The following is a 25928-nucleotide window of genomic DNA, read 5'->3' on the forward strand; positions in this document are numbered from 1 at the left end:
TTAGTGAAATTCGAGTTCTACCTGGCGTTTGCCCAGTAGCTGTTTTAATTCGTCTAGTAATTTATCGCTTGGCGTCACGCGCCACTGAGTCCCCATGGTAATACGGGTTCGTGCATCTGACCTTTGATAGTATACATGCACTGGCACACTGCCGGCTCTATGTGGTTCTAATATCTGACTAAAGCGCTCAAAAAACGTTTCATTTATTTGAGATTCATTGATGGAGATAGATAACCCGCGTGCAAACTTCTCGCGTGCAGAGCCTAAATCCATAACTTCGCGCGCGGACATTTTAAGGCCGCCATTGAAGTCATCAAAGCTGACCTGTCCCGAAACCACCAAAATTTTATCTTTTTCCAGCAAATCTGCGTATTTTTCCAGCGCATCGGAGAACAACATCACTTCAATACGTGCACTGCGATCATCCAATGTCATAATACCGATGCGAGTGCCCCGTTTCGTCGTCATAACGCGCGCGGCAATCACCAAACCCGATAAAGTGACCGTCTGGTCACGGCGAGTCGGCGTCGCATCTTTTAGACGACAGCTGGTGTATTTATCGAGCTCTTTGAGATACTCATTGACCGGGTGGCCAGTTAGATATAGTCCAAGCGTATCACGCTCGCCCTCTAACCACACTTTTTCTGGCCATGGCGGCACCTGAATATATTTATGTTCGACTTCTTCTGGCGCATCCGTTAACACACCAAACATGTCACTTTGACCAAACGCTTCTGCCTGGTGATGCTGCGCAGCCGCCTTCACGGCATCGTCAAGAGACGCCATTAACGCCGCTCGGTGTGGCCCAAGACGGTCAAGCGCACCCGCATAAATCAGCTTTTCAATCACTCGCTTATTGACCTTTTTCAGGTCGATACGGGCACAGAAATCAAACAGGTCTTTGAAGTAGCCGTCCTTTTCTCGCGCCTCTAAAATTGCGTCGATAGGGCCTTCACCGACCCCTTTGATGGCACCAATGCCATAGACAATTGCGCCCTTTTCATCGACATTAAATCGATACAAGCCTGCATTGATATCGGGCGGCAGCACTTTAAGCTTCATTCGCAAGCACTCATCCACCAGGCCAACTACTTTCTCAGTGTTATCCATATCGGCCGTCATTACCGCCGCCATGAACTCTGCTGGATAGTGGGTTTTTAGCCACAATGTTTGGTATGAGACCAGTGCGTAAGCGGCTGAGTGCGATTTGTTAAAGCCGTAACCTGCGAACTTCTCTACCAAGTCGAAGATCTTCATTGCCAACTCGCCATCGACACCATTTTCAACCGCCCCTTCTTCAAAGGTGGCTCGCTGCTTGGCCATCTCTTCAGGCTTTTTCTTACCCATCGCACGACGCAGCATATCCGCTCCGCCAAGGGTATAACCCGACAAGACCTGGGCGATCTGCATTACCTGCTCCTGATAGAGGATAATACCGTAGGTTGGATCTAGAATCTCCTTTAGCGACTCATGTTGCCACTTTTCGTCTGGGTAGGAGATCGCCTCTCGACCATGCTTACGGTCGATAAAGTTATCTACCATGCCCGATTGGAGTGGGCCCGGACGGAAAAGCGCTACCAGAGCGATAATATCTTCAAAACAGTCCGGCTGCAGACGCTTAATCAGCTCTTTCATGCCGCGCGATTCAAGCTGGAATACCGCCGTCGTCTCTGAGTTTTGCAATAGATTGAACGAAGTCTCATCTTCCAAAGGAATCGATTCAATTCGAACGGGGGCTAGACCCTCTTTTTCCAGACGCGGGTTAATCAACCCAAGCGCCCAGTCAATGATGGTTAGGGTTCGCAGACCCAAGAAGTCAAACTTAACTAAGCCTGCGGTTTCAACGTCGTTTTTGTCAAACTGCGTAACCGGGAAATGCCCTTCTGAATCGGCATAAATAGGGGCAAAATCGGTAATCGTGGTTGGTGAAATAACAACACCACCTGCGTGTTTACCGGCATTACGTGTACACCCTTCAAGGATGCGACACATATCGATGAGATCTTTCACTTCCTCATCGCGTTCATACAGTTCTGGTAGCGCGGGTTCCGCTTTAAATGCCTTCTCTAGCGTCATACCAGGATCAGGCGGAATCAACTTTGAAATACGGTCAACAAACCCGAACGGGTGGCCGAGTACACGACCTACATCGCGAATTACCGCTTTGGCGGCCATCGTACCAAAGGTAATGATCTGCGACACCGCATCACGGCCGTACATTTCTGCCACGTGATCGATAACTTGGTCACGCTTATCCATACAGAAGTCGACATCGAAATCGGGCATCGAAACACGTTCTGGGTTCAAGAAGCGTTCGAAAAGCAGATCGTATTCAAGTGGGTCAAGGTCGGTGATTTTGAGTGCGTAAGCCACCAAAGAGCCTGCACCAGAACCACGCCCCGGACCAACCGGAATATCGTTATCTTTTGACCACTGGATGAACTCCATTACAATCAAGAAGTAACCAGGGAATCCCATCTGGTTGATAACTTGAAGCTCGATATCCAAACGCTCATCATATTCTGGGCGGCGCTCGGCGCGAACTTCGGGGTCAGGAAATAGGAACTCTAAGCGCTCTTCAAGACCTTCTTGCGACTTCTTGACCAAAAAGTCGGTCTCTTCCATACCTTCCGTTGGGAAGGCGGGTAGAAAATACTCACCGAGGCGCACTGTCACGTTACAGCGCTTAGCAATTTCAACACTGTTCTCTAACGCTTCTGGAATGTCAGCAAAGAGCTCACACATCTCCTCTTCACTGCGAAGATATTGTTGAGGGCTATAGTTTTTTGGTCGGCGAGGATCATCTAGGGTAAAACCGTCGTGTATCGCGACACGGATTTCATGCGCTTCAAACAGATCTTGGTCAATGAAAACCACCTCGTTGGTGGCGACAACCGGAAAATCATATTGCTCGGCAAACTCGATCGCAAAGTGAAGATAGCTCTCTTCATCCGCTCGACCCGTTCGAGTTAACTCCAAGTAGAAACGATCAAAAAAATGTTGCTGATAAAAATCACCACACTGCTTAGCAAGCGCTTGATTGCCCTTGAGTAGAGCGCGGCCAATCTCACCATTTTTACCACCAGAAAGGACAATCAGTCCTTTCGCATGGTCGGCAAGCCAGGCCTTATCAATCACTGGCTGGTGTTGAACGTGACCGCGAAGATAGGCCTGTGAAATCAGCAGCGTCAGATTCTTATAGCCATCATTGTCGGCAGCAAGCACCGTTAGAGAGGTCAACTCATCACCAAACTCATCAGACTGCATCGCAAAGTCTGCACCAATGATCGGTTTGATGCCCTTACCATGCGCATTGCCATAAAATTTCACCAAGCCACAAAGGTTGGTAAAGTCAGTGAGCGCCATTGCCGGCATACCGAGCTCAGCCACTTTATTGACCAATGGGGGAACTTTATTGATTCCGTCCACCATGGAAAAGTCACTGTGAATGCGAAGGTGAATAAATTTAGGGTCAGCCATTTAACGGTCCGATTGCTGTCTGAAAATGGTGTAATAGCGAATATTAACGTAATTTCGCGCCACGTATAACTTTGTTGAGACTAACTGGTGTAAAACCACCCAGTGAGTTCTCAGTGAGCCAAAGGTTACTCTATACCTAATGCTCGTTTAACGGGTTTGAAGCTTTTGCGATGTTGTTCAATCACGCCGTGCTTTTCAATCGCTTCAAAGTGTGCTTTCGTTGGGTAGCCTTTGTGCTTGGCAAAGCCAAATTCTGGATGTTGCTTATCGAGCTCTTCCATCTCTTGATCACGGACGACCTTAGCAATAATCGAAGCAGCACTGATCTCTGCGACACGCAAATCTCCTTTGACCACCGCTTGACTTGCCATAGGCAGCTCTGGACAGCGATTACCATCAATAAGGGCAAGGTCAGGCTGTACCGAAAGCCCAGCAATCGCGCGTTGCATCGCCACCATGGTTGCTTGCAAGATATTAAGCTCATCAATCTCCTCTGGGGAACAACGACCCACAGACCAGGCCAATGCCTTCTCTTTAATCTCCGGCAGCAAAGCTAGGCGTTTCTTTTCGCTCAGTTTCTTCGAGTCATTCAGCCCTTCGATCGGATTATTCGGGTCTAGTATCACGGCAGCGGTGACTACATCACCCACTAAAGGGCCGCGCCCGACTTCATCAACACCGGCAATGAGCTGATAGCCTGATGGATATTCAAATTCTGGGAGTTCTTGTGCTTTGGTTGCAGCCATTAGTGCTTATTTCCAATTAGATTTAATACCGCATCCGCTGCTTGCTTATCTGCATCTTTACGGATCCATTGATGCATTTCGGTGAACTTGTCGATGAGTGGTTGGTTATCCCCATCGAGTAGCTGCTTCACCTCAGTGTAAAGATTCTCCACTGTGCACTCATCTTGAAGGAACTCTTTCACTAAAGGTGCGTCAGCTAAGATATTAGGCAACGAAACGTATTTCGTTTTTAGCATTCGTTTGGCGAGAAATGCGGTAACCGCATTGACTCGATAAGCCACGACCATCGGACGCTTAACTAACATACATTCGAGCGCGACGGTACCCGATGCCAGCATAACCGCGTCAGATGCGGTTATCACGGTACGAGCCGTATCGTTAACCAAGGCAAAATCAAGCTCTGGTGCGACACGCTGCCACACCTCTTCAAATTGGGCTCGGCGCTTATCATTCACTAGTGCAACGACAAAGCCTAACGACGGATTATCTTGGTGAAGTTTTTGACAAGTCTGAACAAAAGGTTCAGCCAGCATATTTAACTCACTACCTCGACTTCCAGGCAATACCGCCAGCCAACGTTTATCGTCAGCAAGACCAAGCTCTTGGCGCGCTTGAGCTTTGTCTGACTGCAAAGGAATTGCATCAGCCAATGTATGACCAATGAATTCGCAAGGCACGTTGAACTTATCATAAAAGGCTTTTTCAAACGGCAAGAAGGCCAGAACAAGATCGGTTGCTTTAGCAATACCGTGAATACGGTTTTGACGCCAAGCCCACACTGATGGGCTAACGTAATGCACCGTTTTGATCCCCGCTTGCTTTAGGTCGCGTTCTAGTCTGAGATTGAAGTCAGGCGCATCAATACCAATGAAAACATCTGGCGGGTTAGCCTTAAAGCGTCTAACAAGTTCTGCCTTAACATGGAGTAGGCGTTTGAGTCGCCCTAATACTTCCACTAGCCCCATCACCGCGAGCTCTTCCATATCGAACCAAGACTCACAGCCTTGCGCGATCATTTTTGGCCCACCGATGCCGACAAACTCAGCGTCAGGATATTGCTGCTTAATCTGCGCAATCAGCCCTTCTCCCAGAGTATCCCCCGAGAGTTCTCCTGCCACAATGCCCACTCGTAAACGTTTTGCCATCACTCTTGTTCCTAACCACTCTGCTATTAAAACTGGCATTCCTAAAATGCAAAAAGACCGCCCCAAGGGCGATCTTCTAAGAGACACCAAAGGTGAGTATTAACGAATAATACCACGCTCAGAGTTCTCAAGCATGTCGCACATTGGCTGTACGCTTGGCCACTCTTTCGCGATCTCTGCAAGCGATGCTTTTGCTTCTTCAAGCGTTTTACCAGAGCGATAAATCTCTTTGTAAGCACCTTGTAGCGCACGCAGTTCGGCACGCTCAAAACCATTACGTTTTAGACCCACTAGGTTTAGACCGAATGGCGTCGCGTGGTTACCCTGTGCAAGCACGTAAGGCAGTACATCTTGAACCACCGCTGAACAGCCACCAATATAAGCATACGCACCAACGCTACAGAATGGGTGAATCGCTGACAGCGCCATCACGCCTGCATAGTCACCAACGGTGACATGACCACCCAAGATCGCATTATTACCAATGTGCGTGTGGTTGCCGACAATCACATCGTGAGCCACGTGTGCGTTGACACACAACAAGTTGTCGTTACCCACAACAGTTGTACTTTTATCTTGTGTCGTACCACGGTGAATCTGAACACTTTCTCGAATCACGTTGCGATCACCGATAACAACCGTTGTCTCTTCGCCGCCGTATTTCTTGTCTTGGTTCTCTTCACCAATGACTGCTTGCGGGAAAATGCGGTTTTCATTACCAATCGTTGTGTGACCTTTAATCACCACATGAGACATGATTTCGTTGTTTTCGCCAATCACGACGTCTTTTGTAATGTAGGTAAATGGGCCAACGGTGGTGTTAGCACCAATTTTTGCACCCTCTTCTACCACGGCAGCCGGGTGTATTTGAGCACTCTCGTGAATCATATTAAAACTCTCTACGCGCACATTTTAGTTCTGCTGAACAAACAACTTCACCGTCAACTTTTGCCACACCATTAAATGCAGCAATACCACGACGTTCTTTAAGAAACTCAACTTCAATCACCAGTTGGTCACCCGGTGTTACTGGCTTACGGAATTTTGCACCATCCACACTGGCAAAGTAGTAAAGCTCATTGCCTTGAGGGGCACCGAATGATTTAAATGCCAACAAGCCTGTCGCTTGAGCCATTGCTTCAAGGATAAGTACGCCAGGGAACACAGGTAGCTGTGGGAAGTGACCAGTAAACTGAGGCTCGTTGACAGAAACGTTTTTGATTGCCTTGAGAAATTTCGCTTCTTCAAAATCAACAACACGGTCAATCATTAAGAATGGGTAACGATGAGGTAGTAGCTCCTGAATTTCAGTAATATTCATCGTCTTGTTTTCTGTAGTCACAGTACTAATCCTTTTCATTTATATTCTTACTAGTATACCCAACAAAGCTGCGCTTGCCGAAACATAGCCAATCAGTTCCAGCTTGTTTGGGTACGCGATCTCAGTATGAGAGACCACCTTAATTCTTAAACGAACAAAAAGACTCGCAGTCGCGAGCCTTTATCTTGTTGGCTGAACACAAAAAAGAGCGCACTCTTTTGTGGAAGTACTCGGTCTTATTTTGACTCGAGTTTCTTTTCAACCGACTTTAAGCGTTTATTCATGTCATCGATGCGATGCACTCGAGCTGCGGTTTTACGCCACTCTTTATTGGTTTGCAAAGGAATACCCGATGAATAAACCCCTTTCTCGTCGATGCTACGCATAACCATGCCCATTCCGGTGATGGTCACACCATCAGCAATAGAGATGTGGCCATTAATGACCGTAGCGCCGCCGATAATGCAGTACTTACCGATACTTGTACTACCTGCAACAATAGTACCACCCGCCATCGCTGTACCATATCCGATGTGCACGTTATGGGCGATTTGCAGCTGATTGTCCAGAATCACGTTATCTTCGATAATTGTGTCGTCCAAAGCACCACGATCAATGGTCGTACATGAACCGATCTCAACACGGTTACCGATGCGAACTGTGCCTAGTTGAGGGATCTTTATCCACTCCCCTTTTTCGTTTGCATAACCAAAACCGTCAGAGCCAATCACGGCGTTCGCTTGAACCAAACAGTCCGTGCCTAATTCTACTCGATGATAAATGCTTACGTTTGACCAAAGCTTAGTATTCGCACCAAGCTTCGCCTCTTTACCAATAAAGCACCCAGCACCAATGACGACATTGTCACCAAGAACGGCACCCGACTCAATGACAGCATTCGCACCCACCGATACGTTTGCACCCAGCACGGCATCTTCTGCAATCACCGCTGAAGGGGCAATAGAGACAGCAGGCGCTGGCGTGGTATCTAGGGCTTGTGTCACCTTTGCAAAGGCCACGTAAGGGTCATCCACCACTAATGCGTTACTGGGACACAACTCCAGTTGCGCCTCTTTAACCATCACAACCGACGCGACACACTCATTCAAGTGTTTGGCATACTTAGGGTTTGATAGGAAAGTCACCGAGCCTTCCTGAGCCTTATCCATCGGCGCAACATGAGAGACAACCACCTTGTTGTCTCCGTGGAGAGTACCACCCGTAATCTGGGCTAATTGTTCAAGAGTCAGTGAGGTCATAAGTAATTATTTGATCGCTTTGATAACTTGCTCTGAGATGTTGAATTCTGGCTTAGCGTAAGATACCGCTTGAATGTCGATGATCATATCGTAACCTTCTTTCTCTGATACTTTCTCAACGGCATCTTGAATCAGCATGAACAGTTTTTGTTTCTCTTCAGCTTCACGACGTGCTGTTGCTTGCTCAAGAGACTGGCCCTTAAGGCGGAACTCGTTCTCTAGCTGAGCGATTTCCATGCGCGCTTTTTCAAGGTCTTCTTGGCTCATTAGCTCGCCATCACGCTGCAGCTTTTCCATCTTAGTACGAGCATTTGCTTCAATGGCTTTGAGCTCATCCGCTTTATCTTTGAACTCTTCCTGCAGCTTTTGCAAAGTCGCATCGCGCTGAGGCAACGCTTGGAATACTTGCGCTGTATTGATGTAGCCGACTTTTTGTGCCGCTTCCGCTGCGTTTGCAAATACAGAAGAAGTAAGAACTACTAGGCTAAGACCAGCCGCTTTAATCATTGATTTCAAAATATCATCCTCGATGTTTTGTCATTGCAGCTTGCGTAAAAGAAGTGAAGCAAGCTGCATAATTCGTTATATTGCTTTCTAAAGGCAGACTACCCAGTTTTAGAAAGTACGTCCAATGGTGAATGTGAAGAATTCGTCATCATCACCTTCGTAAATCTTGATTGGTTTCGCCAATGAGAAGACCAGAGGGCCCATCGGCGACATCCACTGTAGTGCGACACCGTAAGACGCTCGGTAGTTCCCCCAGTCTGAGTAGTCGTAGTAATATTGACCACCACCACTGATCGTGCTGTCTTTGTTGTAGAAGAACTCAGTATCCCAAACACTTGCTGCATCGATAAATGCACTGGTACGAATTTGGCTTCTCGCCTCATCTGAAGCAAACGGCGTTGGGAAAATCAGCTCTAAACTCGCAAGGGCAATCGCATTACCACCCACTGAATCTTCTGTTGCTGATATCGTACCGTTGTTGGAACTACTGTAGTTGGTATATACCGCTTTAGGGCCTGCCGTGTTTGAACGGAAACCACGAAGCGTCGTAAAGCCACCCGCATAGTAGTTTTCATAGAACGGCAAGATGTTATCGCTATCACCGGTCGTTCCGTAGCCGTTTCCGTAACCCAATCGACCACGCATCAATAGCGAGAAGTCATGTTTTTCAGTCAGAGGGAAATATTGGCGCACGTCATACTGCACTTTAAAGTACTTTGCATCCGACCCTGGCGTTGTCACCTTGGCGAAAGCACGTTGGTGGTTACCTGCTGTAGGGAAGAAACCACGGTTCAAGTTGTTGCGTGTCCATGAAATATTCACATCAAAGTCATTGGTACGTATTTCATTTTCACCACCCTGACCGATACTACGCGCAAAGCGCTGGGCTTGGTCGTAAGTCGGAACATTACCAATGTTATTATGCGTATACCCCAAACCAAACTCAAAACGGTTCAATTCATCAAACGGGAAACCCCAAGTGACCGATGTACCATAACTTTCGTTGGTATAGTCGATGATACCGGCTTCTGATGCTTCAAACTCGTTGTAGAATATCGAGCCTGCCAAACTGACACCATCGATGTTCCAGTAAGGGTCACGATAGTCAAGGCTGACGTTCTTCTGGTAGTCGTTCATCATTGCGCTGATGCCGACACGATTACCGGAACCTAGGAAGTTATCCTGTTGCAAACCAACTTGGAAACTCACACCCGATTCAGTACCGTAGCCAACACCAAAGTTGACGCTGCCTGAGTTTGCCTCTTTGACGTTGTAAACCAGGTCAACCTGATCGTCACTACCCGGCACACGCACAGTTTGCACATCGACCGTTTCAAAGAAGCCCAAACGGTTCAGACGGTTTTTACTGGTTTCAATGGATTGAGAGTTCAACCAACTGCCTTCCATCTGACGCATCTCACGGCGCAACACTTCATCTTTGGTTGAGTTGTTACCTGTAAAGCGAATGTCACGCACGTAAATACGGTTACCCGCTTCAACGTTAACTAACAGTGAAACCTCTTGGTTCTCATCGTCAAATTCGGGAATGGTCGTTACCTGCGGGTAGGCATAGCCTGCCTCACCAAGAATACGCTTTACGTTCTCTTCTAAGCCGGTCACTTCAGAGCCGTTATAGGTATCGCCCGGCTTAAACGGCACAAGCGCTTTGAACTCGCCCTCTTTGCCGATCAGGTCACCGCGGAATTGAACCTCTTTCACTGAGTAGGGTTCACCCTCAATAAGGCCGAGCGTGATGTAGACACCTTTCTTATCGGGAGAGATCGCAACTTGTGTGGAATCGACTTGAAACTTCAAAAAACCACGGTCAAGGTAGTATGAACGCAAGGCTTCGATATCACCCGCGAGCACTTGTTTCTGGTATTTGTCATCCGCAAGGAAGTTCCACCAAGCCACATTGACATTCAGATTAAAACGGCTAAGAAGCTCTCTATCTGAAAACTCTTCATTACCAATAAAGTTAATCTGTTGGATCTTAGCTGAAACGCCCTCACTAAAAACAAACTTTAGGTCAGCACGATTACGAGGCAGTGGCGTAACAACCGCTTGCACTTGCGCGTTGTACTTACCGACACTGTAGTAGAAGTCTTCAAGACCTTTCTCAATGGTAGAAAGCGTGGTGCGGTCAAGTGCTTCACCCATACGAACGCCAGAGGCGTCAAGGTTCTGCTGCAGTTGCTCATCTTTGATGGCGCTATTACCAGAGAATGAAATGCTAGCAATGGTTGGACGTTCAGTAACACGAACGATCATCACATCGTTATCGCGCAGCACTTCGATGTTCTCAAAGTTACCTGAGGCGTATAAAGAGCGAATAATGTCAGCGACATCTTGTTCACCAAGTTCATCGCCAACACGTACTGGCATATTAAGTAGGGCAGCACCCAGTGCTACACGCTGTAGTCCTTCGATCTGAATGTCTTGTACTACAAAACTTTCAGCTCCATTTGCGGACAAGCTCGTTGCAAGCAAAGTTGCAAGAAGCGTCTTGTTCATCGCCATAAGTTGTTAGTTATTCCTTACTACTTACTATTGCCTTATTTATAGGCGAGCAAAATCGTTAAATATTGCCACTGCCATCAAAGCGAAAATAATCATTCCGCCAATTCGATAGCCCATTTCTTGGATCTTCTCTGGTACCGGACGTCTGGTCACAGCTTCTACCGCGAAGAACAACAAGTGACCACCATCAAGCATTGGCAGTGGCACTAAATTAATAATCCCTAAGTTGACACTAATGAGCGCTAAGAAGCCTAGGAAATACACCAAACCGTAATCGGCGGTGGCTCCAGCACCTTGTGCAATTGAAATTGGTCCACTTAGATTATTCAAACCCACATCACCGACAATCAGCTTCTTGAGCATGGTGACGGTTAGGCTGATCACTTGACCGGTCTTTTCTACCGCTTTGCCAATAGAATCAAATACACCATATTGCAGATCGAAGCGATAGCTTTCTGGCCATTCTGAGACCTTAGGGGCGATTCCGGCAAAACCAATCTGTGTGCCATCACGTGCCTCACGGGAATTTGGCGTTAGAGTATGAGTCACCTCGACGCCATCTCGAACCACAATCACATCAATCGGTGTATTCGCGCTCTCTTGAATGACCTCAACCACTTGAGCCCACGTTGGCGAACTCATATTGCCGATTTGGATAATCTCATCACCCACAAGCAAACCAGCGACACCCGCAGCACCGTCTTCCGACACGCTGGTCAGAATAGGTTCAATCTCTGGTGAATAAGGTCTAAAGCCAAGAGAAGTGAGTGCCGACTCTCTCTCTGGGTTAAACTCCCAAGTGCTCAGATCCAGTGTTTTGACCTGAGATGAGCCCACTTGATCTGGTGTCGTCACCGTCAACGTCATCATGTCATCGCCAATATGTGCGATTAAACCCATGTTGACTGATTCCCAGTCCCGCGTTTTGACGCCAGAAACTTCAATAAGTTCCATGCCTGGTTGTAAACCTGCTTCGGCAGCAATAGATTGTGGGGTAACTTCACCAACCACAGGCTTTACGGCAGGTACACCAATTAGAAAAACCAGCCAGTAAGCAAAAACAGCAAAAGCAAAATTAAAAGCAGGCCCCGCGGCGACAATTGAGGCACGTTTCCACAACGGCTTTTTATCAAAGGCAAAGGCTTGTTGCTCTGGTGGTACGTCGTCAACACGACCGTCGAGCATTTTTACATAACCACCAAGAGGGATAATCGAAATATTGTAGTTCGTTCCATCTTTCCCGATTCGAGACCAAATTGACTTACCAAAGCCAATCGAAAATGTCTCTACCTTCACTCCACAACGTCGTGCCACCCAAAAGTGACCAAACTCGTGCACTGCCACCAAAATACCTAAGGCGACAATAAATGAAGCAAAGTTCCACAAAATACCAGTCATAACTACAGTTCTCGTAGTGATTCAATCGCGATTGTTCGAGCCATTCTATCTAGCTCTATCAAGCTTTCCAAGTCATAGCTGCTAGAGAGTCGATCCATTGAACAGGCTTTGTTCAACACTCGCTCGTTTAAACGAGCAATATCCGTAAACTTAAGTTGCTGTTTAAGAAAAGCATCTACGGCGACTTCATTGGCGGCATTGAGCGCCGTCGTTGCATGTTGCCCCTCATAGCAAGCATCAATAGCCAGCTTTAGGCAAGGGTAGCGATTATAATCCGGCTCAAGAAACGTCAGTTCGCCCACTTTAGTAAAATCTAATGGTGCAACTCCCGCTGGCACACGTTCAGGGTAAGCCATTGCACACGCAATAGGCGTCGCCATATCTGGCTCTCCCATTTGTGCCAGCACGGAGCCGTCGTTGTATTGCACCATAGAGTGAATCACCGACTGAGGATGGATAATCACCTTTAGCTGCTCGCGTGATGCATTAAACAGCCACTTCGCCTCGATATACTCTAGGCCCTTGTTCATCATGGTAGCCGAATCGACTGAGATCTTCGGCCCCATTGACCAGTTTGGGTGAGCAATCGCTTGTTCAGGCGTGACATGTTGCAAAGACTCAATATCTGAATAGCGGAAAGGGCCACCCGAACCCGTTAGCAAGATCTGACTTACGCCACTTTTAGTGAGATCACAGTGCCCCATTCGAGTTTGCATATCTGCCGTTAAACATTGAAAGATCGCATTGTGCTCGCTATCGACAGGTAACAACTCAGCGCCAGACTGACGAACCGCATCAATAAACACCTGACCCGACATCACCAAGGCCTCTTTATTTGCTAACAAGATGCGCTTACCCGCTTTGACCGCCGCCAACGTAGGAACAAGCCCTGCAGCCCCAACGATTGCCGCCATCACAGTATCGATTTCTGGTAACGTAGAAACTTCAACTAAACCCTCAACCCCAGCGAACACTTTAATTGATAGGTTATGTTGCTTAACGGACTGCTCAAGTTTCAGCGCCGCTGCCTCGTCAGCCATCACGGCATACTTAGGTTGCCATTTCAGGCACAACTCCAGCATTTTTTGATGGTTTGAGCCAGCAGCGAGAGCAACAATAGAATAAGCGGAGGGGTTAGCTTCAATAACTTTGAAGGTGCTTGCGCCAATAGAGCCTGTGGCGCCAAGGATAGTAAGCTTTCTCATCGTAACAACCGATAAAAGTAAGAGCAGGCCCAAGGGCCTGACTTAGAAAACGTAATATAGGAAAGCAAAGACCGGAAATGCGGCTGTTAAGCTGTCTACGCGGTCAAGAATGCCACCATGGCCCGGAATAAGGTTGCTGCTGTCTTTAATACCAGAAACGCGCTTAAACATACTTTCGACCAAATCACCCAATACTGAAATAATGACAGTAAAGAAGGTAATGATAAGCATGGTCGTCATGCTGGCAAATTCAAGTTCAAAACCTTTAGCGGTCGCAATCGCAACAACAAAAGCCGTCACGATACCGCCAATGAGACCTTCAATGGTTTTGTTCGGGCTCACATGTGGCGCCATCTTACGGCGGCCGAATGCACGCCCCGCAAAGTAAGCACCACTGTCTGCTGCCCATACAATAAAGCAAACAAAGAGAACCAGCTTGGCTCCGTAGTAAGGGGCATCAACAATGCTGTCAGCGCGCAGTATCACGATACTCCACAAGAATGGAATTAAGGTCAAAATACCGAAAAGGTGACGGAGCACAGGTGAACCAGACCAGGTAGCGCTGGATTTAGGGTAAGTCAATGCAAGACCTGAAGCCACCAACCACCAAACTGAGCCCAGGGTCAACAAAGCTGTGTGGCCAACATCAAGCTCATTTAGGCTCACGGCATCAAAAGGAAGGACAGCAAAGGTTAATGCTGTTGCGATAACCGGCGGAATCATCGCCAGCTTGCGAGATTTAGCTTCCACGAACTGAGTCCATTCCCAGAAGCCTAATAGAGAAACGATGGTAATAGCGGATACAAAATATGGTAGGGGCAAAAAGAAAATGCCCAAAATAACCAGCGGTGCCAGTATCAACGCGGTAATAATTCTTTGCTTCAAACTAGAGGTCCTTAGCTATGATGAAGTCATGAGAGCTTTCACTTGCTCTCCAGTGCAACCAAATCGGCGCTCACGGTTCACAAACCATGTTACCGCTTCGACGAGATTATCTTCGCCAAAGTCAGGCCAGTAAACAGGCGTAAAGTACATCTCTGCATACGCTAACTGCCACAGCATAAAGTTGCTAATGCGGCACTCACCACTGGTACGAATGAGCAAATCAACCTCTGGCAGATCTGACATGGTAAGGTGTTGAGTGATCACGGCTTCATCTATCTCTTCCGGTGCTAACTCACCGCTAGCAACAAGTTTTGCTACATTACGAGCCGCTTCAGTAATATCCCATTTACCGCCATAGTTAGCAGCAATGTTAATCACCATTCCGGTGTTGTGCTCGGTTAAAGCTTCCGCTTTGGCGATTTTTTCTTGTAGACGCTCGCTAAAGCGACGCTTATCACCAATCACGCGTAAGCGTAGGTTATTCTTGTGCAGCTTTTTTACTTCGGTTGAAAGCACGGAGATGAAAAGCTCCATCAACACACCCACCTCTTCTTGAGGGCGTGCCCAGTTCTCGCTACTAAAGGCAAACAGAGTCACCGCTTTAATACCTAAGCGACTGGCTGATGAGATGGTTTTTCTTACGGCTTTCACGCCATTCTTATGCCCGAATACTCTCGGCTTGCCCTGCTCCTTCGCCCAGCGGCCATTGCCATCCATAATTACAGCAATATGTTGAGGAAGACTGTCTGTTGAGAGTTGATTAGTTTGCATAAGAGTCATAACTGGAAGTGATAGATAGGATGTTACTATAAGAAACGCTGTGTGAAACCACACAGCGTTATAGGGAGAGTGTATTGAAGATTAAACTTCCATCAACTCTTTTTCTTTTGCTGCTAGCACTTCGTCTACTTTCTTAACAGCAACGTCAGTCAACTTTTGAATCTCGTCTTGTGCTTTACGATCTTCATCTTCAGAGATTTCTTTGTCTTTCAGAAGCGCTTTAAGATCGTTGTTTGCGTCACGACGGATGTTACGGATAGCAACACGGCCACCTTCAGCTTCACCACGAACGATTTTAACTAGGTCTTTACGACGCTCTTCCGTTAGCGGTGGAAGTGGAACGCGGATGATTGTGCCAGCAGACATTGGGTTTAGGCCAAGGTCTGAAGTCATGATCGCTTTTTCAACTTTAGGCGTTAGCTCTTTGTCGAAAACAGTGATTGCTAGAGTACGTGCATCTTCAGCAACAACGTTAGCTACTTGGTTTAGAGGCGTTGGTGCACCGTAGTACTCTACAGAGATACCAGCCAGTAGGCTTGGGTGTGCACGACCAGTACGTACTTTAGATAGAGTGTTACGTAGAGCTTCAACGCTCTTGTCCATGCGCTCTTGAGCGTCTTGTTTGATCTCGTTAATCACAATCTCACCTTAATCATCTTATTTCTATGCCTATGCGCAATTTATAAGCAGCATAGGAAGAATGAGGGTCTAATAGAACTGAATTTTGACATTCTATCAGAACTCAAAGGCTTGGGGGAATCTCCACAAGCCTTTCTTTATCAGAGTTTACTCTGCGTCACTAATTAGCGTGCCTTCAGCTTCACCCATCACAACACGACGAAGTGCACCAGGCTTGTTCATGTTGAATACACGAATTGGCATTTTGTGGTCACGAGCAAGAGTGAACGCAGCAAGATCCATTACTTTTAGCTCTTTATCTAGAACTTCAGCATAAGATAGGTGTGAAAGTAGTTCAGCATCTGGGTTTGCTACCGGGTCAGACGTGAAAACACCGTCAACTTTTGTTGCTTTAAGAACAACGTCAGCTTCGATTTCAATACCACGTAGACACGCTGCTGAATCTGTAGTGAAGAACGGGTTACCTGTACCTGCAGAGAAAATCACTACACGGCCAGTACGCAGTTGGCTGATAGCATCTGCCCAGTTGTAGTCATCACACACACCGTTAAGTGGGATTGCAGACATTACGCGAGCGTTGACGTATGCACGGTGCAGTGCATCACGCATTGCTAGGCCATTCATTACTGTTGCTAGCATACCCATGTGGTCACCAACAACGCGGTTCATGCCTGCTTCAGCAAGGCCTGCACCACGGAAAAGGTTACCACCACCGATAACCACACCTACTTGAACACCTAGTTCAACCAGTTCTTTTACTTCTTGAGCCATACGGTCAAGAACCGTAGGGTCAATACCGAAACCTTCTTCACCTTGAAGAGCTTCACCGCTCAGTTTTAATAGGATACGTTGATATGCTGGTTTAGGGTTTGTAGCCATGGAGTTTACCTTCCAGTAGAGAGTGATTGTTTAACAGTCATAGATTGAGACTGTGACAATCTCAATTTATGACCGCTAAGCACGAAGCGTAGCCATCTCAAAAAAAGACCGCAGCCAAGGCTACGGTCTAGAATTCAAGCAATCAAAAAAGATTAACCTTTTTGAACCGCTGCAACTTCGTCAGCGAAGCTCATTTCTTCAGCTTTCTCGATGCCTTCACCAACTTCTAGACGTACGAAGTTAACAACAGAAGCACCGCGCTCTTTTAGGATTTCGCCAACAGATTTCTTAGGTTCCATAACGAACGCTTGACCTGTTAGAGAGATTTCGCCAGTGAACTTCTTCATGCGGCCAACAACCATCTTCTCAGCGATTTCTGCAGGCTTGCCTTCGTTCATTGCGATTTCAACTTGAACCGCTTTCTCTTTTTCTACTACGTCTGCAGGTACGTCTTCTGGGTTAACGAACTCTGGACGAGAAGCAGCAACGTGCATTGCAACGTGCTTAAGAGTTTCAGCGTCGCCAGCACCAGCAACAACAACACCGATTTTCTCACCGTGACGGTAAGTAGAAACAACTTCACCTTCAACGTATTCTACGCGACGGATGTTGATGTTTTCACCGATTTTAGCAACTAGAGCTACGCGAGTTTCTTCAAACTTAGCTTGTAGTTCTTCAACAGATGCTTTAGAAGCTAGAGCGTCAGCAGCAACTTCTTCTGCGAATGCAGTGAAGCTTGCGTCTTTAGCAACGAAGTCAGTTTGGCAGTTAACTTCAAGAAGAACAGCTACGCCGTTTTCTTCTTTGATGATGATTGCGCCTTCAGCAGCTACGTTACCTGCTTTCTTAGCAGCTTTAGCAGCACCAGATTTACGCATGTTTTCGATTGCTAGTTCGATGTCGCCGTTCGTTTCGTTCAGCGCTTTTTTACAATCCATCATGCCTGCGCCAGTGCGGTCGCGCAGTTCTTTAACTAGAGCAGCAGTTACAGCCATTCTGTATTCCTCGGTTGATTCTATATAAGGTAAAAATCAGGGGCCAACTGGAGGCCCCTGATACTAACTATAACTCAGTTTATGTGAACAGATAATTGCACTCAAACTAAGTGTGACAGAGAGCCGCTATTATTCAGCTTCTACAAAACCGTCTTTTTCAGCAGCAACAGCTACGTCTTTGTTGCGACCTTCAGTAACCGCAGATGCAGCAGCGTTTAGGTAAAGCTGTACTGCACGGATTGCATCGTCGTTACCTGGGATAACGAAGTCAACGCCGTCTGGGTTAGAGTTAGTATCTACAACTGCGTATACTGGGATACCTAGGTTGTTTGCTTCTTTAACAGCAATGTGCTCGTGGTCAGCATCGATTACGAATAGAGCGTCTGGTAGGCCGCCCATGTCTTTGATACCACCAAGAGACTTCTCAAGCTTCTCCATTTCGCGAGTGCGCATTAGAGCTTCTTTCTTAGTTAGTTTCTCGAAAGTACCGTCTTGAGCTTGAGCTTCTAGGTCTTTTAGACGCTTGATAGACTGACGAACAGTTTTGTAGTTCGTTAGCATACCGCCTAACCAGCGGTTGTTAACGTAGAACTGGTTGCTAGCGATAGCAGCTTCTTTAACAGCTTCAGATGCAGCGCGTTTTGTACCTACGAATAGTACTTTACCTTTCTTCTCGCCAACTTTAGCTAGTTCAGCTAGAGCGTCGTTGAACATTGGTACAGTTTTTTCTAGGTTGATGATATGAACTTTGTTACGAGCGCCAAAGATGAATGGCTTCATTTTTGGGTTCCAGTAACGAGTCTGGTGACCGAAGTGAACACCAGCTTTTAGCATATCGCGCATTGATACAGTTGCCATTTTAAAATCCTCTATGGGGTTAGGCCTCCACATCCCCCATGTATCCGACCCTACCTTAATGGTGGGCACCCCGGAACATGTGTCGGAATGTGTGTGAAATAATAAATGTGTGTAGAATCTCTCAAAGCATCGCCACTTAGTGAAGACATCAGTGATGATTCCGGCGCGCTTTATACCATATTTTTGCGTATAAAAGCTAGTAAAAAATGATTTTCGCCCTCTAACTGAGGTGTGTAAGGAAATGAGTTCTCTTCTCACTTACACCATTTGGGTTATCCTGTTAGTATACGCAGCAGAAACCATCCTGCTAACGCAGTCTATTGAGAAAGATCTATGTCAATCAAAATCAAAACTGAACAAGAAATCGAACGTATGCGCATAGCGGGTAAGCTAGCCGCTGATATTCTTGAAATGATCGAGCCGCACATCAAAGAAGGTGTGACGACAGAAGAACTGAACCAGATTTGTCACGATTACGCTCTAGAGCGTGGCGCTTATTCTGCGCCGCTGGATTATCACGGTTTCCCGAAATCTATCTGTACATCGATCAACCACATCGTATGCCACGGCATTCCAGCATCACAAGATGAGAAAGGCAGCAATGGCCAAATCAAGCCCGCTGTACTTAAAAGCGGTGACATCATTAACGTTGATATCACCGTGATTATTCCTGACGACGAAAATGCCGACCTAAGCACTCGCCCAGCAGGTTACCACGGTGACACCTCTAAAATGTTCCTGGTTGGTGACGTGTCTCCAGCCGATAAGCGCCTATGCATGGTCGCTCAAGAAGCACTCTACATCGGTATGCGCAAAGTAAAACCTGGTGCAACTGTAGGCGATATTGGCACTGCAATTGAGAAGTACATTAAAGAGAACAATAAGAAGAACCCACGTAACAAGTTCTCTATTGTTAAAGACTTCTGTGGTCACGGTATCGGTAACGAGTTCCATGAAGAGCCGCAAGTTGTGCATTACAAAAATGCCGACCGCCGCGTACTGAAAGAAGGTATGTGTTTCACGATTGAGCCGATGATCAATGCCGGTAAATTTGGCTGTAGTGTTGATGCTGAAGATGACTGGACGGTTTACACAGGCGATGGCAAGAACTCTGCTCAATGGGAACACACCATTGTGGTTACAAAAGACGGTTGTGAAGTCCTGACTCTGCGTTCAGACGACACCATTCCTCGCTTAATGAAGAACGCGTAAAACCTTCTCCTTCTATAAAATATCCCCTTCATGGGGATATTTTTTTATCTACATCAACCTCAAGCTTTTGATAGAGTAAGTTATCTTAGCTTGCACGGAATGCGCTTATGTCTTTTCAATCACCTATTACATTAGAAGATCAACAGATCTCAATTTCAGTCTTGAAAGACCAACTCGAACAGTTTGCTGATTGCCAAAAAGAGCAGTTTCTTGAACATCAGCCTGTTACCGACCTTGTACTCGGCCGCTCACACTACATGGATAAGTTGCTCGAGCGCCTGTGGCAACACTACGACTTCCACACCCTTCCTCACATCGCACTTGTCGCCGTTGGCGGTTACGGGCGTGGTGAGCTACACCCATTGTCTGACATTGATATTCTGATCGTGTCAAAGCTCACACTGCCTGAACACTTGGAAGCAAAAGTCAGTGAATTTATTACTCTGCTTTGGGACCTGCGTTTGGAAGTCGGACATGCGGTGCGCACGGTCAAGCAGTGTGCCGATATTGCGAAAGATGACCTGACGGTTGCGACCAACCTTCAAGAAGCTCGTCTGCTTTGTGGCTGCCAAGAAACGTTTTCACTTCTTCAAAATGAAATTGACTCAGAGGACTTTTGGCCAAGTGATGTCTTCTACCAAGCCAAAGTCGAGGAGCAGAAAGAGCGCCATGCTCGCTACCATGACACGACTTACAACCTTGAGCCTGATATCAAATCCACCCCTGGCGGTCTGCGTGATATTCACACACTAAGTTGGGTCGCTCGACGCCACTTTGGCGCCACCTCACTCCTCGAGATGAGCCGTCACGGCTTTCTAACGGATGCGGAATACCGCGAGCTGGTTGAATGTCAGGACTTTTTATGGCGAGTACGATTTGCCCTGCATATTGACCTTCGCCGCTATGACAATCGTTTGACCTTTGCGCATCAAGCCAATGTTGCCGAGCACCTTGGCTACGTGGGTGAAGGTAACCGTGGCGTTGAAATGATGATGAAAGAGTTCTATCGCACCTTGCGTCGAGTGGCTGAACTCAACAAAATGCTATTAAAGATCTTCGACCAAGCGATTCTCAACAACGGGGTGGTCCAAGACGCTATCGTATTAAGTGATGACTTTCAGCGCCGCGGGAAATTGATCGAGGCGCGTAAACCTGCCCTATTCCAAGCAAGGCCAGACACTATCCTCGATATGTTCATTCATATCGCCAATGATTCAACCATTGAGGGTGTCGCGCCAGCGACAATGCGTCAGCTTCGCACAGCAAGACGACGACTCAACAAGTTTTTGCATCAAATGCCTGAAGCTCGTGAAAAGTTCATGTCACTGTGTCGTCATCCGAACTCATTGCATAAGGCCTTCAGCTTGATGCACAAGCTTGGCGTGCTATCGGCCTACTTGCCACAATGGAGTCAAATTGTCGGCCAAATGCAGTTCGACCTGTTCCACGTTTATACGGTAGATGAGCACAGTATTCGCTTGCTGAAGCACATTAACGGCTTTAGCTATGCGAAAAACCGCGATAAGCACCCGATATGTTGTGAAGTATTCCCAAGAATCCAGAAAAAAGAGCTACTGATCATCGCTGCTGTTTTTCATGATATCGGCAAAGGGCGTGGCGGCGACCACTCTGAGATTGGCGCCATTGAAGCCTATGACTTCTGTATTGAGCATGGGTTATCTAAACCAGAGTCAAAGCTGGTCTCTTGGCTGGTACAGAATCACCTACTGATGTCGGTGACTGCCCAACGCCGTGATATCTATGATCCCGAAGTGATCACCGAGTTTGCCAAAAAAGTCCGTGACGAAGAGTACCTCGAGTACCTAGTTTGTTTAACCGTAGCGGATATCTGTGCCACCAACCCAGAACTATGGAACAGTTGGAAGCGCACTCTGCTGGCAGAGCTGTTTTATTCAACTCAAAGAGCGCTGCGCCGAGGTTTAGAAAATCCTGTGGACGTGCGGGATCGTATTCGCCATAACCAACACCTAGCGTCTGCTATCTTGCGTAAAGAGGGCTTTACTGCGCGTGAGATCGAAGTGTTGTGGCAACGATTTAAAGCAGATTACTTCCTTCGCCATACGCATAAGCAGATTGCATGGCATGGTAGCCACTTGCTCAAACACGAGAACCCTGAACACCCACTGGTCTTAATCAGCAAGAAACCAACCCGTGGCGGCACTGAGGTCTTCGTATACAGCAAAGACCAAACCGCGCTATTTGCGACTGTGGTTGCTGAACTCGATAGACGTAACTTTAACGTCCATGATGCACAGGTGATGGTGAGTAAAGATGGCTTTGTCCTCGATACCTTTATGGTGCTCGACCAACATGGGGAGCCGATTGATGAGAGCCGTCACAAAGCAGTCATTAAGCATATTACCCATGTGCTTACCGATGGCCGCCCGACCAAAATCAAGACAAGGCGCGCGCCAAGGAACCTTAAACACTTTAAAGTTAAAACCCGAGTTGATTTCTTGCCCACCAAGAGTAAGAAACACACCTTTATTGAGTTTGTGGCGCTCGATACCCCAGGGCTACTGGCCAAGGTGGGTGCGACTTTTGCTGAGCATAACGTCAATATTCACGCTGCCAAAATCACCACCATTGGTGAGCGTGCTGAAGACTTCTTTATTGTCACTGGCCCAAATGGCGGCAAACTCGATGAAGAGCAGGAACAACAACTGTCCGATAGCCTGAAAGCACGAGTGAAAGAGCTGATTCCAGAATAAGCGATCTCGTGCACAACTTGTTGGATATTCTCCATTTGATGTGGGTACACCCTATCGCGTACCCACTTCTACTGTTACAGTGAAAGCTATAACAATTATTTCACGCTCGTTTACATTGCTGTAGCGTGTGGAAGAATCGATCAGTCACAGAGAGGTCCGTTATGTTTCCAAACCTCACCGGTTTAGGTATCCAAGATCCAAAACAAATTGAACGCTACTCTTTACGCCAAGAGGCGCACAAAGACGTACTAAAAATCTATTTCCGTAAGCAAAAAGGCGAGCTGTTCGCAAAAAGCGTCAAGTTCAAATATCCACGCCAAGTAAAGCATGTGTTGGTGGATAGCAGCAGTCATCAATACAAAGAAGTGACCGAGATTAATCGTAATCTTACCCTAGTCATCGATGAGCTGAACAAAATCACGAAACCTGCACCAGCGGGTGAAGTGGATGTGAAGAAGAAGATTTTGAGTGACTTACGTCATTTAGAGAAAGTGGTTTCAAGCAAAATTGCAGAAATTGAAGCCGATCTAGAAAAGCTAAAATAGCAGCGATATCATTTAAATGAGAATACAGAATACTAAACTCAGTATTCTGTATTCTGTCTTTCGAACTCTGTTACCAGACTACATCCAACCAGCGAAATGCCCCACAGCGACCAAAGCCACCGCTGACATGATCCCTGCCACAATATCATCAATCATAATCCCTAAACCGCCATGGACGCGCTTATCTAACCAGCCAATTGGCCACGGCTTCACCATATCGAAAAAGCGAAACAGCACGAAGCCTGCACCGAGCCATTTCCAGTCAAACGGTGAAATCGCCAATAGTGGAACCACGAACATCGTAATCCAAAAGCCGGCAAACTCATCCCAAACGATAGAGCCATGGTCATGCACCCCCATGTCGTCAGACGTTTTTTGGCAGATGGTGATACCAACAATACACGAGGCAATCACTGCGAATACATATAACCAGATAGGTAGCTGTACCAGAACGAGATAGAAAGGAATGGCGGCCACTGTACCCATTGTTCCTGGCACGATCGGTGATAGACCGCTACCAAAACCTGTCGCGAGTAGGTGCCAAGGATTACGCATAGAAAGAAGTTGTTTTGGGTTTGTCATTAGGTTTCCTTGAAATGATCGTAACCAGAGATAGGCCAATCTAATAGCTCACCACTGGCGTGTAACTCAAACTGCTCTTGTGGGCGGATCTGACCAATACAGGTCACTTGCACACCGCAGTGTGCGGTGGCTGTATCCACCACGCCTTTGTGCTCTTCCGGTACGGTAAAGCAGAGCTCATACTCTTCGCCACTAGTTAATGCATACTGTTGTGCCATACGCTTATCGTCGACAAACTGAATCAGCTCTTTCGATAGAGGAAGCGCATCGACATCTAGAGAAACACCCACTTGCGACGCTTTTAATATGTGTTGCACATCAGAAATCAAACCGTCCGATATATCAATCGCCGAGCTCGCATACGGCAGCATTGCCTGCCCAACCAACACCCTAGGTGTTGCATGAAAGTGACGGTGGAGAAGTTCATCCGCATAAGGTTTACTTTGACACTGGGAATCTAACACAACGTCCAGCCCAGCTTTACTGTCACCCAGCTCTCCTGTGACGTACACCCAATCGCCTATTTTGGCGCCATTGCGGCGCAACGCTCTCTCTTTTGGTACGAACCCTTGAACGGTCAAGGTAATGCTCAAAGGGCCTTTGGTTGTATCACCACCGATGAGCTGAACGCCAAAGTAATCAGCCAGTTCAAAGAAAGCATCACAAAAGGGTTTTAGCCACGATTCGTCAGGCTCTGGCATGGTTAAAGCCAATGATACCCACGCAGGTGTTGCCCCCATCGCCGCAAGGTCGCTCAGGTTAGAAGCGAGAGCCTTATGTGCAACCCATGCTGCCGGAGCATCGGCAAGAAAGTGAGTTCCCGCGACAAGCGTATCAGTACTGATTGCAATCGAGACATTCTCTGGCATTTCCACCAGCGCACAATCGTCCCCAGCGGCGAGCAACACATCTTTGCGCTGTGACTGACGATCGACGAAGTATTTATTGATTAGGTTAAATTCACCCGTCATGGAGATTACTTCCCTAGCCATGCTTGAATAAGCCGCCATTGTAGCGAGCTCAAGCAAATCTCGAAACCTGTTATCGTGAATAGATGTTCGCTAGATAACAAAAAAGGCCAGTGAACACACTGACCTTTTCAAACTAATGACTCAGAGATTCTGAGACAATTCGTAATTACTTTTTCTTACGAACGTGCGGTGCTGCTTTATCAAGAACACCGTTTACAAACTTATGGCTGTCTTCCGAGCCAAACGCTTTTGCAAGTTCGATCGCTTCGTTGATAACAACTTTGAATGGCACATCTTCACGACGTGTCATTTCGTACATTGCTAGACGAAGCAGCGCAAGTTCCATTTTGTCTAGATCTTGCATTGGACGTGATGTGTAAGGACGAATCTTACTGTCCAACTCGTTGTGACTCAGTACGACACCAGTCAAAAGATCACGGAAGTACGCCACGTCAGTTTCAGGTGCAGACAGTGCTGGTTCAGAGGCGTGGTGCTCCTCTTCTTCGTATTTACCACCTGATAAGAATTGCTCTTCAATGTTAGCAACATTTTCTTTTGTAATTTGCCAAGAATAAATTGCTTGTAGAGCAAATTGACGTGCATTACGACGTGCGGCTGGTTTCACACTGGCCCCCATTAGGAATCGATTTCTGAAAGAACGTTAATCATTTCAAGTGCGCTTAGTGCAGCCTCTGCACCTTTATTACCCGCCTTGGTTCCCGCGCGCTCAATGGCTTGGTCGATAGTATCTACAGTCAGTACGCCAAATGCCACTGGCAGGCTGTACTCTAGAGATACTTGAGCTAGACCTTTGTTACATTCACTGCAAACGTAGTCAAAGTGTGGTGTACCACCACGGATCACAGTACCAAGAGAAACAATCGCATCGAACTTGCCTGTTTTCGCAACGCGCTGAGCTACCAATGGTAGTTCAACTGCACCAGGACAACGAACAACGGTAATGTTCTCTTCACTAACTTGTCCATGACGCTTTAAAGTGTCGATAGCACCAGACAGTAAGCTTTCGTTAATAAAGCTGTTAAAACGAGAAATAACGATCGCAATTTTTGCATTTGGAGCTGGGAAACCACCCTCGATCACTTTCATAAGCCTTCCTTTAACTACATTCATCAAGTGAGAATCGCCGGATTCTATCACAATTTTGTGACACATATCTAATGGAAAATCGAATCCGACCAGTACTAATTCAGTGTTGACGGATAAACGCCCGATACTACTAACATTAGTTGTACAGCGCTTAACCAGCCA

The 25928-nt window shown here is 47.0% G+C and carries 23 protein-coding genes; 3 read left to right on the forward strand and 20 right to left on the reverse strand.

Features of this window, described 5'->3' with window-relative positions:
* The 16 genes from dnaE to rpsB all read right to left on the reverse strand — a co-directional run bounded on the left by dnaE (window position 1) and on the right by rpsB (window position 18617).
* On the reverse strand, window positions 1–3480 hold the full coding sequence (gene dnaE / locus GT360_RS10825; protein ID WP_164648879.1) for a DNA polymerase III subunit alpha: 3480 nt from the start codon (window positions 3478–3480) through the stop codon (window positions 1–3).
* A 125-nt stretch (window positions 3481–3605) separates the two neighbouring features.
* On the reverse strand, window positions 3606–4226 hold the full coding sequence (gene rnhB / locus GT360_RS10830; RefSeq protein ID WP_164648880.1) for a ribonuclease HII: 621 nt from the start codon (window positions 4224–4226) through the stop codon (window positions 3606–3608).
* Window positions 4226–5371, reverse strand: a complete 1146-nt coding sequence (gene lpxB / locus GT360_RS10835; protein WP_164648881.1) for a lipid-A-disaccharide synthase — start codon at window positions 5369–5371, stop codon at window positions 4226–4228. The genes rnhB and lpxB overlap by 1 nt, the downstream gene beginning before the upstream one ends.
* 99 nt (window positions 5372–5470) lie before the next feature.
* Window positions 5471–6259: an acyl-ACP--UDP-N-acetylglucosamine O-acyltransferase gene (gene lpxA, locus GT360_RS10840; RefSeq protein ID WP_164648882.1), complete on the reverse strand. Its 789-nt coding sequence runs from the start codon at window positions 6257–6259 to the stop codon at window positions 5471–5473.
* Window position 6260: 1 nt separating this feature from the next.
* A complete protein-coding gene (fabZ, locus tag GT360_RS10845) occupies window positions 6261–6713 on the reverse strand; it encodes a 3-hydroxyacyl-ACP dehydratase FabZ (RefSeq protein ID WP_164648883.1) in 453 nt (150 codons plus the stop codon).
* Between the two features lie 215 nt (window positions 6714–6928).
* Complete coding sequence (lpxD, locus tag GT360_RS10850) at window positions 6929–7951, reverse strand: UDP-3-O-(3-hydroxymyristoyl)glucosamine N-acyltransferase (RefSeq protein WP_164648884.1); 1023 nt, start codon at window positions 7949–7951, stop codon at window positions 6929–6931.
* A gap of 6 nt (window positions 7952–7957) precedes the next feature.
* The gene (locus GT360_RS10855; RefSeq protein WP_164648885.1) at window positions 7958–8467 is read right to left on the reverse strand and encodes an OmpH family outer membrane protein; all 510 of its coding nucleotides are present in this window, start codon (window positions 8465–8467) and stop codon (window positions 7958–7960) included.
* 99 nt (window positions 8468–8566) lie between these two features.
* Window positions 8567–10978, reverse strand: coding sequence for an outer membrane protein assembly factor BamA (gene bamA, locus GT360_RS10860; protein WP_164648886.1), 2412 nt, complete (start codon window positions 10976–10978; stop codon window positions 8567–8569).
* 39 nt (window positions 10979–11017) lie between these two features.
* A complete protein-coding gene (gene rseP / locus GT360_RS10865) occupies window positions 11018–12376 on the reverse strand; it encodes a sigma E protease regulator RseP (protein ID WP_164648887.1) in 1359 nt (452 codons plus the stop codon).
* 2 nt (window positions 12377–12378) lie between these two features.
* On the reverse strand, window positions 12379–13581 hold the full coding sequence (ispC, locus tag GT360_RS10870; RefSeq protein ID WP_164648888.1) for a 1-deoxy-D-xylulose-5-phosphate reductoisomerase: 1203 nt from the start codon (window positions 13579–13581) through the stop codon (window positions 12379–12381).
* A gap of 42 nt (window positions 13582–13623) precedes the next feature.
* A complete protein-coding gene (locus GT360_RS10875) occupies window positions 13624–14466 on the reverse strand; it encodes a phosphatidate cytidylyltransferase (protein WP_164648889.1) in 843 nt (280 codons plus the stop codon).
* Between the two features lie 15 nt (window positions 14467–14481).
* A complete protein-coding gene (locus tag GT360_RS10880) occupies window positions 14482–15237 on the reverse strand; it encodes an isoprenyl transferase (protein WP_164648890.1) in 756 nt (251 codons plus the stop codon).
* A 90-nt stretch (window positions 15238–15327) separates the two neighbouring features.
* A complete protein-coding gene (gene frr, locus GT360_RS10885; RefSeq protein ID WP_164648891.1) occupies window positions 15328–15885 on the reverse strand; it encodes a ribosome recycling factor in 558 nt (185 codons plus the stop codon).
* 147 nt (window positions 15886–16032) lie between these two features.
* The gene (gene pyrH / locus GT360_RS10890) at window positions 16033–16764 is read right to left on the reverse strand and encodes a UMP kinase (RefSeq protein WP_164648892.1); all 732 of its coding nucleotides are present in this window, start codon (window positions 16762–16764) and stop codon (window positions 16033–16035) included.
* A 152-nt stretch (window positions 16765–16916) separates the two neighbouring features.
* Window positions 16917–17759 carry a translation elongation factor Ts gene (gene tsf / locus GT360_RS10895; RefSeq protein WP_164648893.1) on the reverse strand — a complete coding sequence of 281 codons (843 nt, stop codon included), beginning with the start codon at window positions 17757–17759 and terminating at the stop codon, window positions 16917–16919.
* A 129-nt stretch (window positions 17760–17888) separates the two neighbouring features.
* Complete coding sequence (rpsB, locus tag GT360_RS10900; protein WP_164648894.1) at window positions 17889–18617, reverse strand: 30S ribosomal protein S2; 729 nt, start codon at window positions 18615–18617, stop codon at window positions 17889–17891.
* A gap of 333 nt (window positions 18618–18950) precedes the next feature.
* Here rpsB and map point away from each other — a divergent pair, with 333 nt between their 5' ends.
* The 3 genes from map (at window position 18951) to GT360_RS10915 (ending at window position 23106) form a co-directional block, all read left to right on the forward strand.
* Window positions 18951–19829, forward strand: coding sequence for a type I methionyl aminopeptidase (map, locus tag GT360_RS10905; RefSeq protein WP_164648895.1), 879 nt, complete (start codon window positions 18951–18953; stop codon window positions 19827–19829).
* A 107-nt stretch (window positions 19830–19936) separates the two neighbouring features.
* On the forward strand, window positions 19937–22561 hold the full coding sequence (glnD, locus tag GT360_RS10910) for a bifunctional uridylyltransferase/uridylyl-removing protein GlnD (protein WP_164648896.1): 2625 nt from the start codon (window positions 19937–19939) through the stop codon (window positions 22559–22561).
* A 161-nt stretch (window positions 22562–22722) separates the two neighbouring features.
* The gene (locus tag GT360_RS10915; RefSeq protein WP_164648897.1) at window positions 22723–23106 is read left to right on the forward strand and encodes a DUF3461 family protein; all 384 of its coding nucleotides are present in this window, start codon (window positions 22723–22725) and stop codon (window positions 23104–23106) included.
* A 78-nt stretch (window positions 23107–23184) separates the two neighbouring features.
* Here the strand turns inward: GT360_RS10915 and pgpA are convergent, their stop codons facing one another.
* The 4 genes from pgpA to ribH all read right to left on the reverse strand — a co-directional run bounded on the left by pgpA (window position 23185) and on the right by ribH (window position 25766).
* Window positions 23185–23688: a phosphatidylglycerophosphatase A gene (pgpA, locus tag GT360_RS10920; RefSeq protein ID WP_164648898.1), complete on the reverse strand. Its 504-nt coding sequence runs from the start codon at window positions 23686–23688 to the stop codon at window positions 23185–23187.
* The gene (gene thiL, locus GT360_RS10925) at window positions 23688–24659 is read right to left on the reverse strand and encodes a thiamine-phosphate kinase (RefSeq protein ID WP_164648899.1); all 972 of its coding nucleotides are present in this window, start codon (window positions 24657–24659) and stop codon (window positions 23688–23690) included. Before thiL ends, pgpA begins: the two co-directional genes overlap by 1 nt.
* A gap of 166 nt (window positions 24660–24825) precedes the next feature.
* Window positions 24826–25296, reverse strand: a complete 471-nt coding sequence (gene nusB / locus GT360_RS10930) for a transcription antitermination factor NusB (protein WP_164648900.1) — start codon at window positions 25294–25296, stop codon at window positions 24826–24828.
* Complete coding sequence (gene ribH, locus GT360_RS10935; RefSeq protein ID WP_053408902.1) at window positions 25296–25766, reverse strand: 6,7-dimethyl-8-ribityllumazine synthase; 471 nt, start codon at window positions 25764–25766, stop codon at window positions 25296–25298. Before ribH ends, nusB begins: the two co-directional genes overlap by 1 nt.
* Between the last annotated feature and the right edge of the window lie 162 nt (window positions 25767–25928).

It is taken from the genome of Vibrio astriarenae, from assembly GCF_010587385.1.
In the GTDB taxonomy this organism is placed as follows: Bacteria; Pseudomonadota; Gammaproteobacteria; order Enterobacterales; family Vibrionaceae; genus Vibrio; species Vibrio astriarenae.

What these genes read in the sequence shown, in the direction of transcription:
- ispC (WP_164648888.1), bottom strand. Translation starts at nt 13,581, where the DNA reads ATGAGAAAGCTTACTATCCTTGGCGCCACAGGCTCTATTGGCGCAAGC.
- lpxD (WP_164648884.1), bottom strand. Translation starts at nt 7,951, where the DNA reads ATGACCTCACTGACTCTTGAACAATTAGCCCAGATTACGGGTGGTACT.
- GT360_RS10880 (WP_164648890.1), bottom strand. Translation starts at nt 15,237, where the DNA reads ATGCAAACTAATCAACTCTCAACAGACAGTCTTCCTCAACATATTGCT.
- map (WP_164648895.1), top strand. Translation starts at nt 18,951, where the DNA reads ATGTCAATCAAAATCAAAACTGAACAAGAAATCGAACGTATGCGCATA.
- pgpA (WP_164648898.1), bottom strand. Translation starts at nt 23,688, where the DNA reads ATGACAAACCCAAAACAACTTCTTTCTATGCGTAATCCTTGGCACCTA.
- GT360_RS10915 (WP_164648897.1), top strand. Translation starts at nt 22,723, where the DNA reads ATGTTTCCAAACCTCACCGGTTTAGGTATCCAAGATCCAAAACAAATT.
- lpxA (WP_164648882.1), bottom strand. Translation starts at nt 6,259, where the DNA reads ATGATTCACGAGAGTGCTCAAATACACCCGGCTGCCGTGGTAGAAGAG.
- thiL (WP_164648899.1), bottom strand. Translation starts at nt 24,659, where the DNA reads ATGACGGGTGAATTTAACCTAATCAATAAATACTTCGTCGATCGTCAG.
- ribH (WP_053408902.1), bottom strand. Translation starts at nt 25,766, where the DNA reads ATGAAAGTGATCGAGGGTGGTTTCCCAGCTCCAAATGCAAAAATTGCG.
- rnhB (WP_164648880.1), bottom strand. Translation starts at nt 4,226, where the DNA reads ATGGCTGCAACCAAAGCACAAGAACTCCCAGAATTTGAATATCCATCA.
- tsf (WP_164648893.1), bottom strand. Translation starts at nt 17,759, where the DNA reads ATGGCTGTAACTGCTGCTCTAGTTAAAGAACTGCGCGACCGCACTGGC.
- nusB (WP_164648900.1), bottom strand. Translation starts at nt 25,296, where the DNA reads ATGGGGGCCAGTGTGAAACCAGCCGCACGTCGTAATGCACGTCAATTT.
- dnaE (WP_164648879.1), bottom strand. Translation starts at nt 3,480, where the DNA reads ATGGCTGACCCTAAATTTATTCACCTTCGCATTCACAGTGACTTTTCC.
- glnD (WP_164648896.1), top strand. Translation starts at nt 19,937, where the DNA reads ATGTCTTTTCAATCACCTATTACATTAGAAGATCAACAGATCTCAATT.
- bamA (WP_164648886.1), bottom strand. Translation starts at nt 10,978, where the DNA reads ATGGCGATGAACAAGACGCTTCTTGCAACTTTGCTTGCAACGAGCTTG.
- pyrH (WP_164648892.1), bottom strand. Translation starts at nt 16,764, where the DNA reads ATGGCTACAAACCCTAAACCAGCATATCAACGTATCCTATTAAAACTG.
- rpsB (WP_164648894.1), bottom strand. Translation starts at nt 18,617, where the DNA reads ATGGCAACTGTATCAATGCGCGATATGCTAAAAGCTGGTGTTCACTTC.
- lpxB (WP_164648881.1), bottom strand. Translation starts at nt 5,371, where the DNA reads ATGGCAAAACGTTTACGAGTGGGCATTGTGGCAGGAGAACTCTCGGGG.
- rseP (WP_164648887.1), bottom strand. Translation starts at nt 12,376, where the DNA reads ATGACTGGTATTTTGTGGAACTTTGCTTCATTTATTGTCGCCTTAGGT.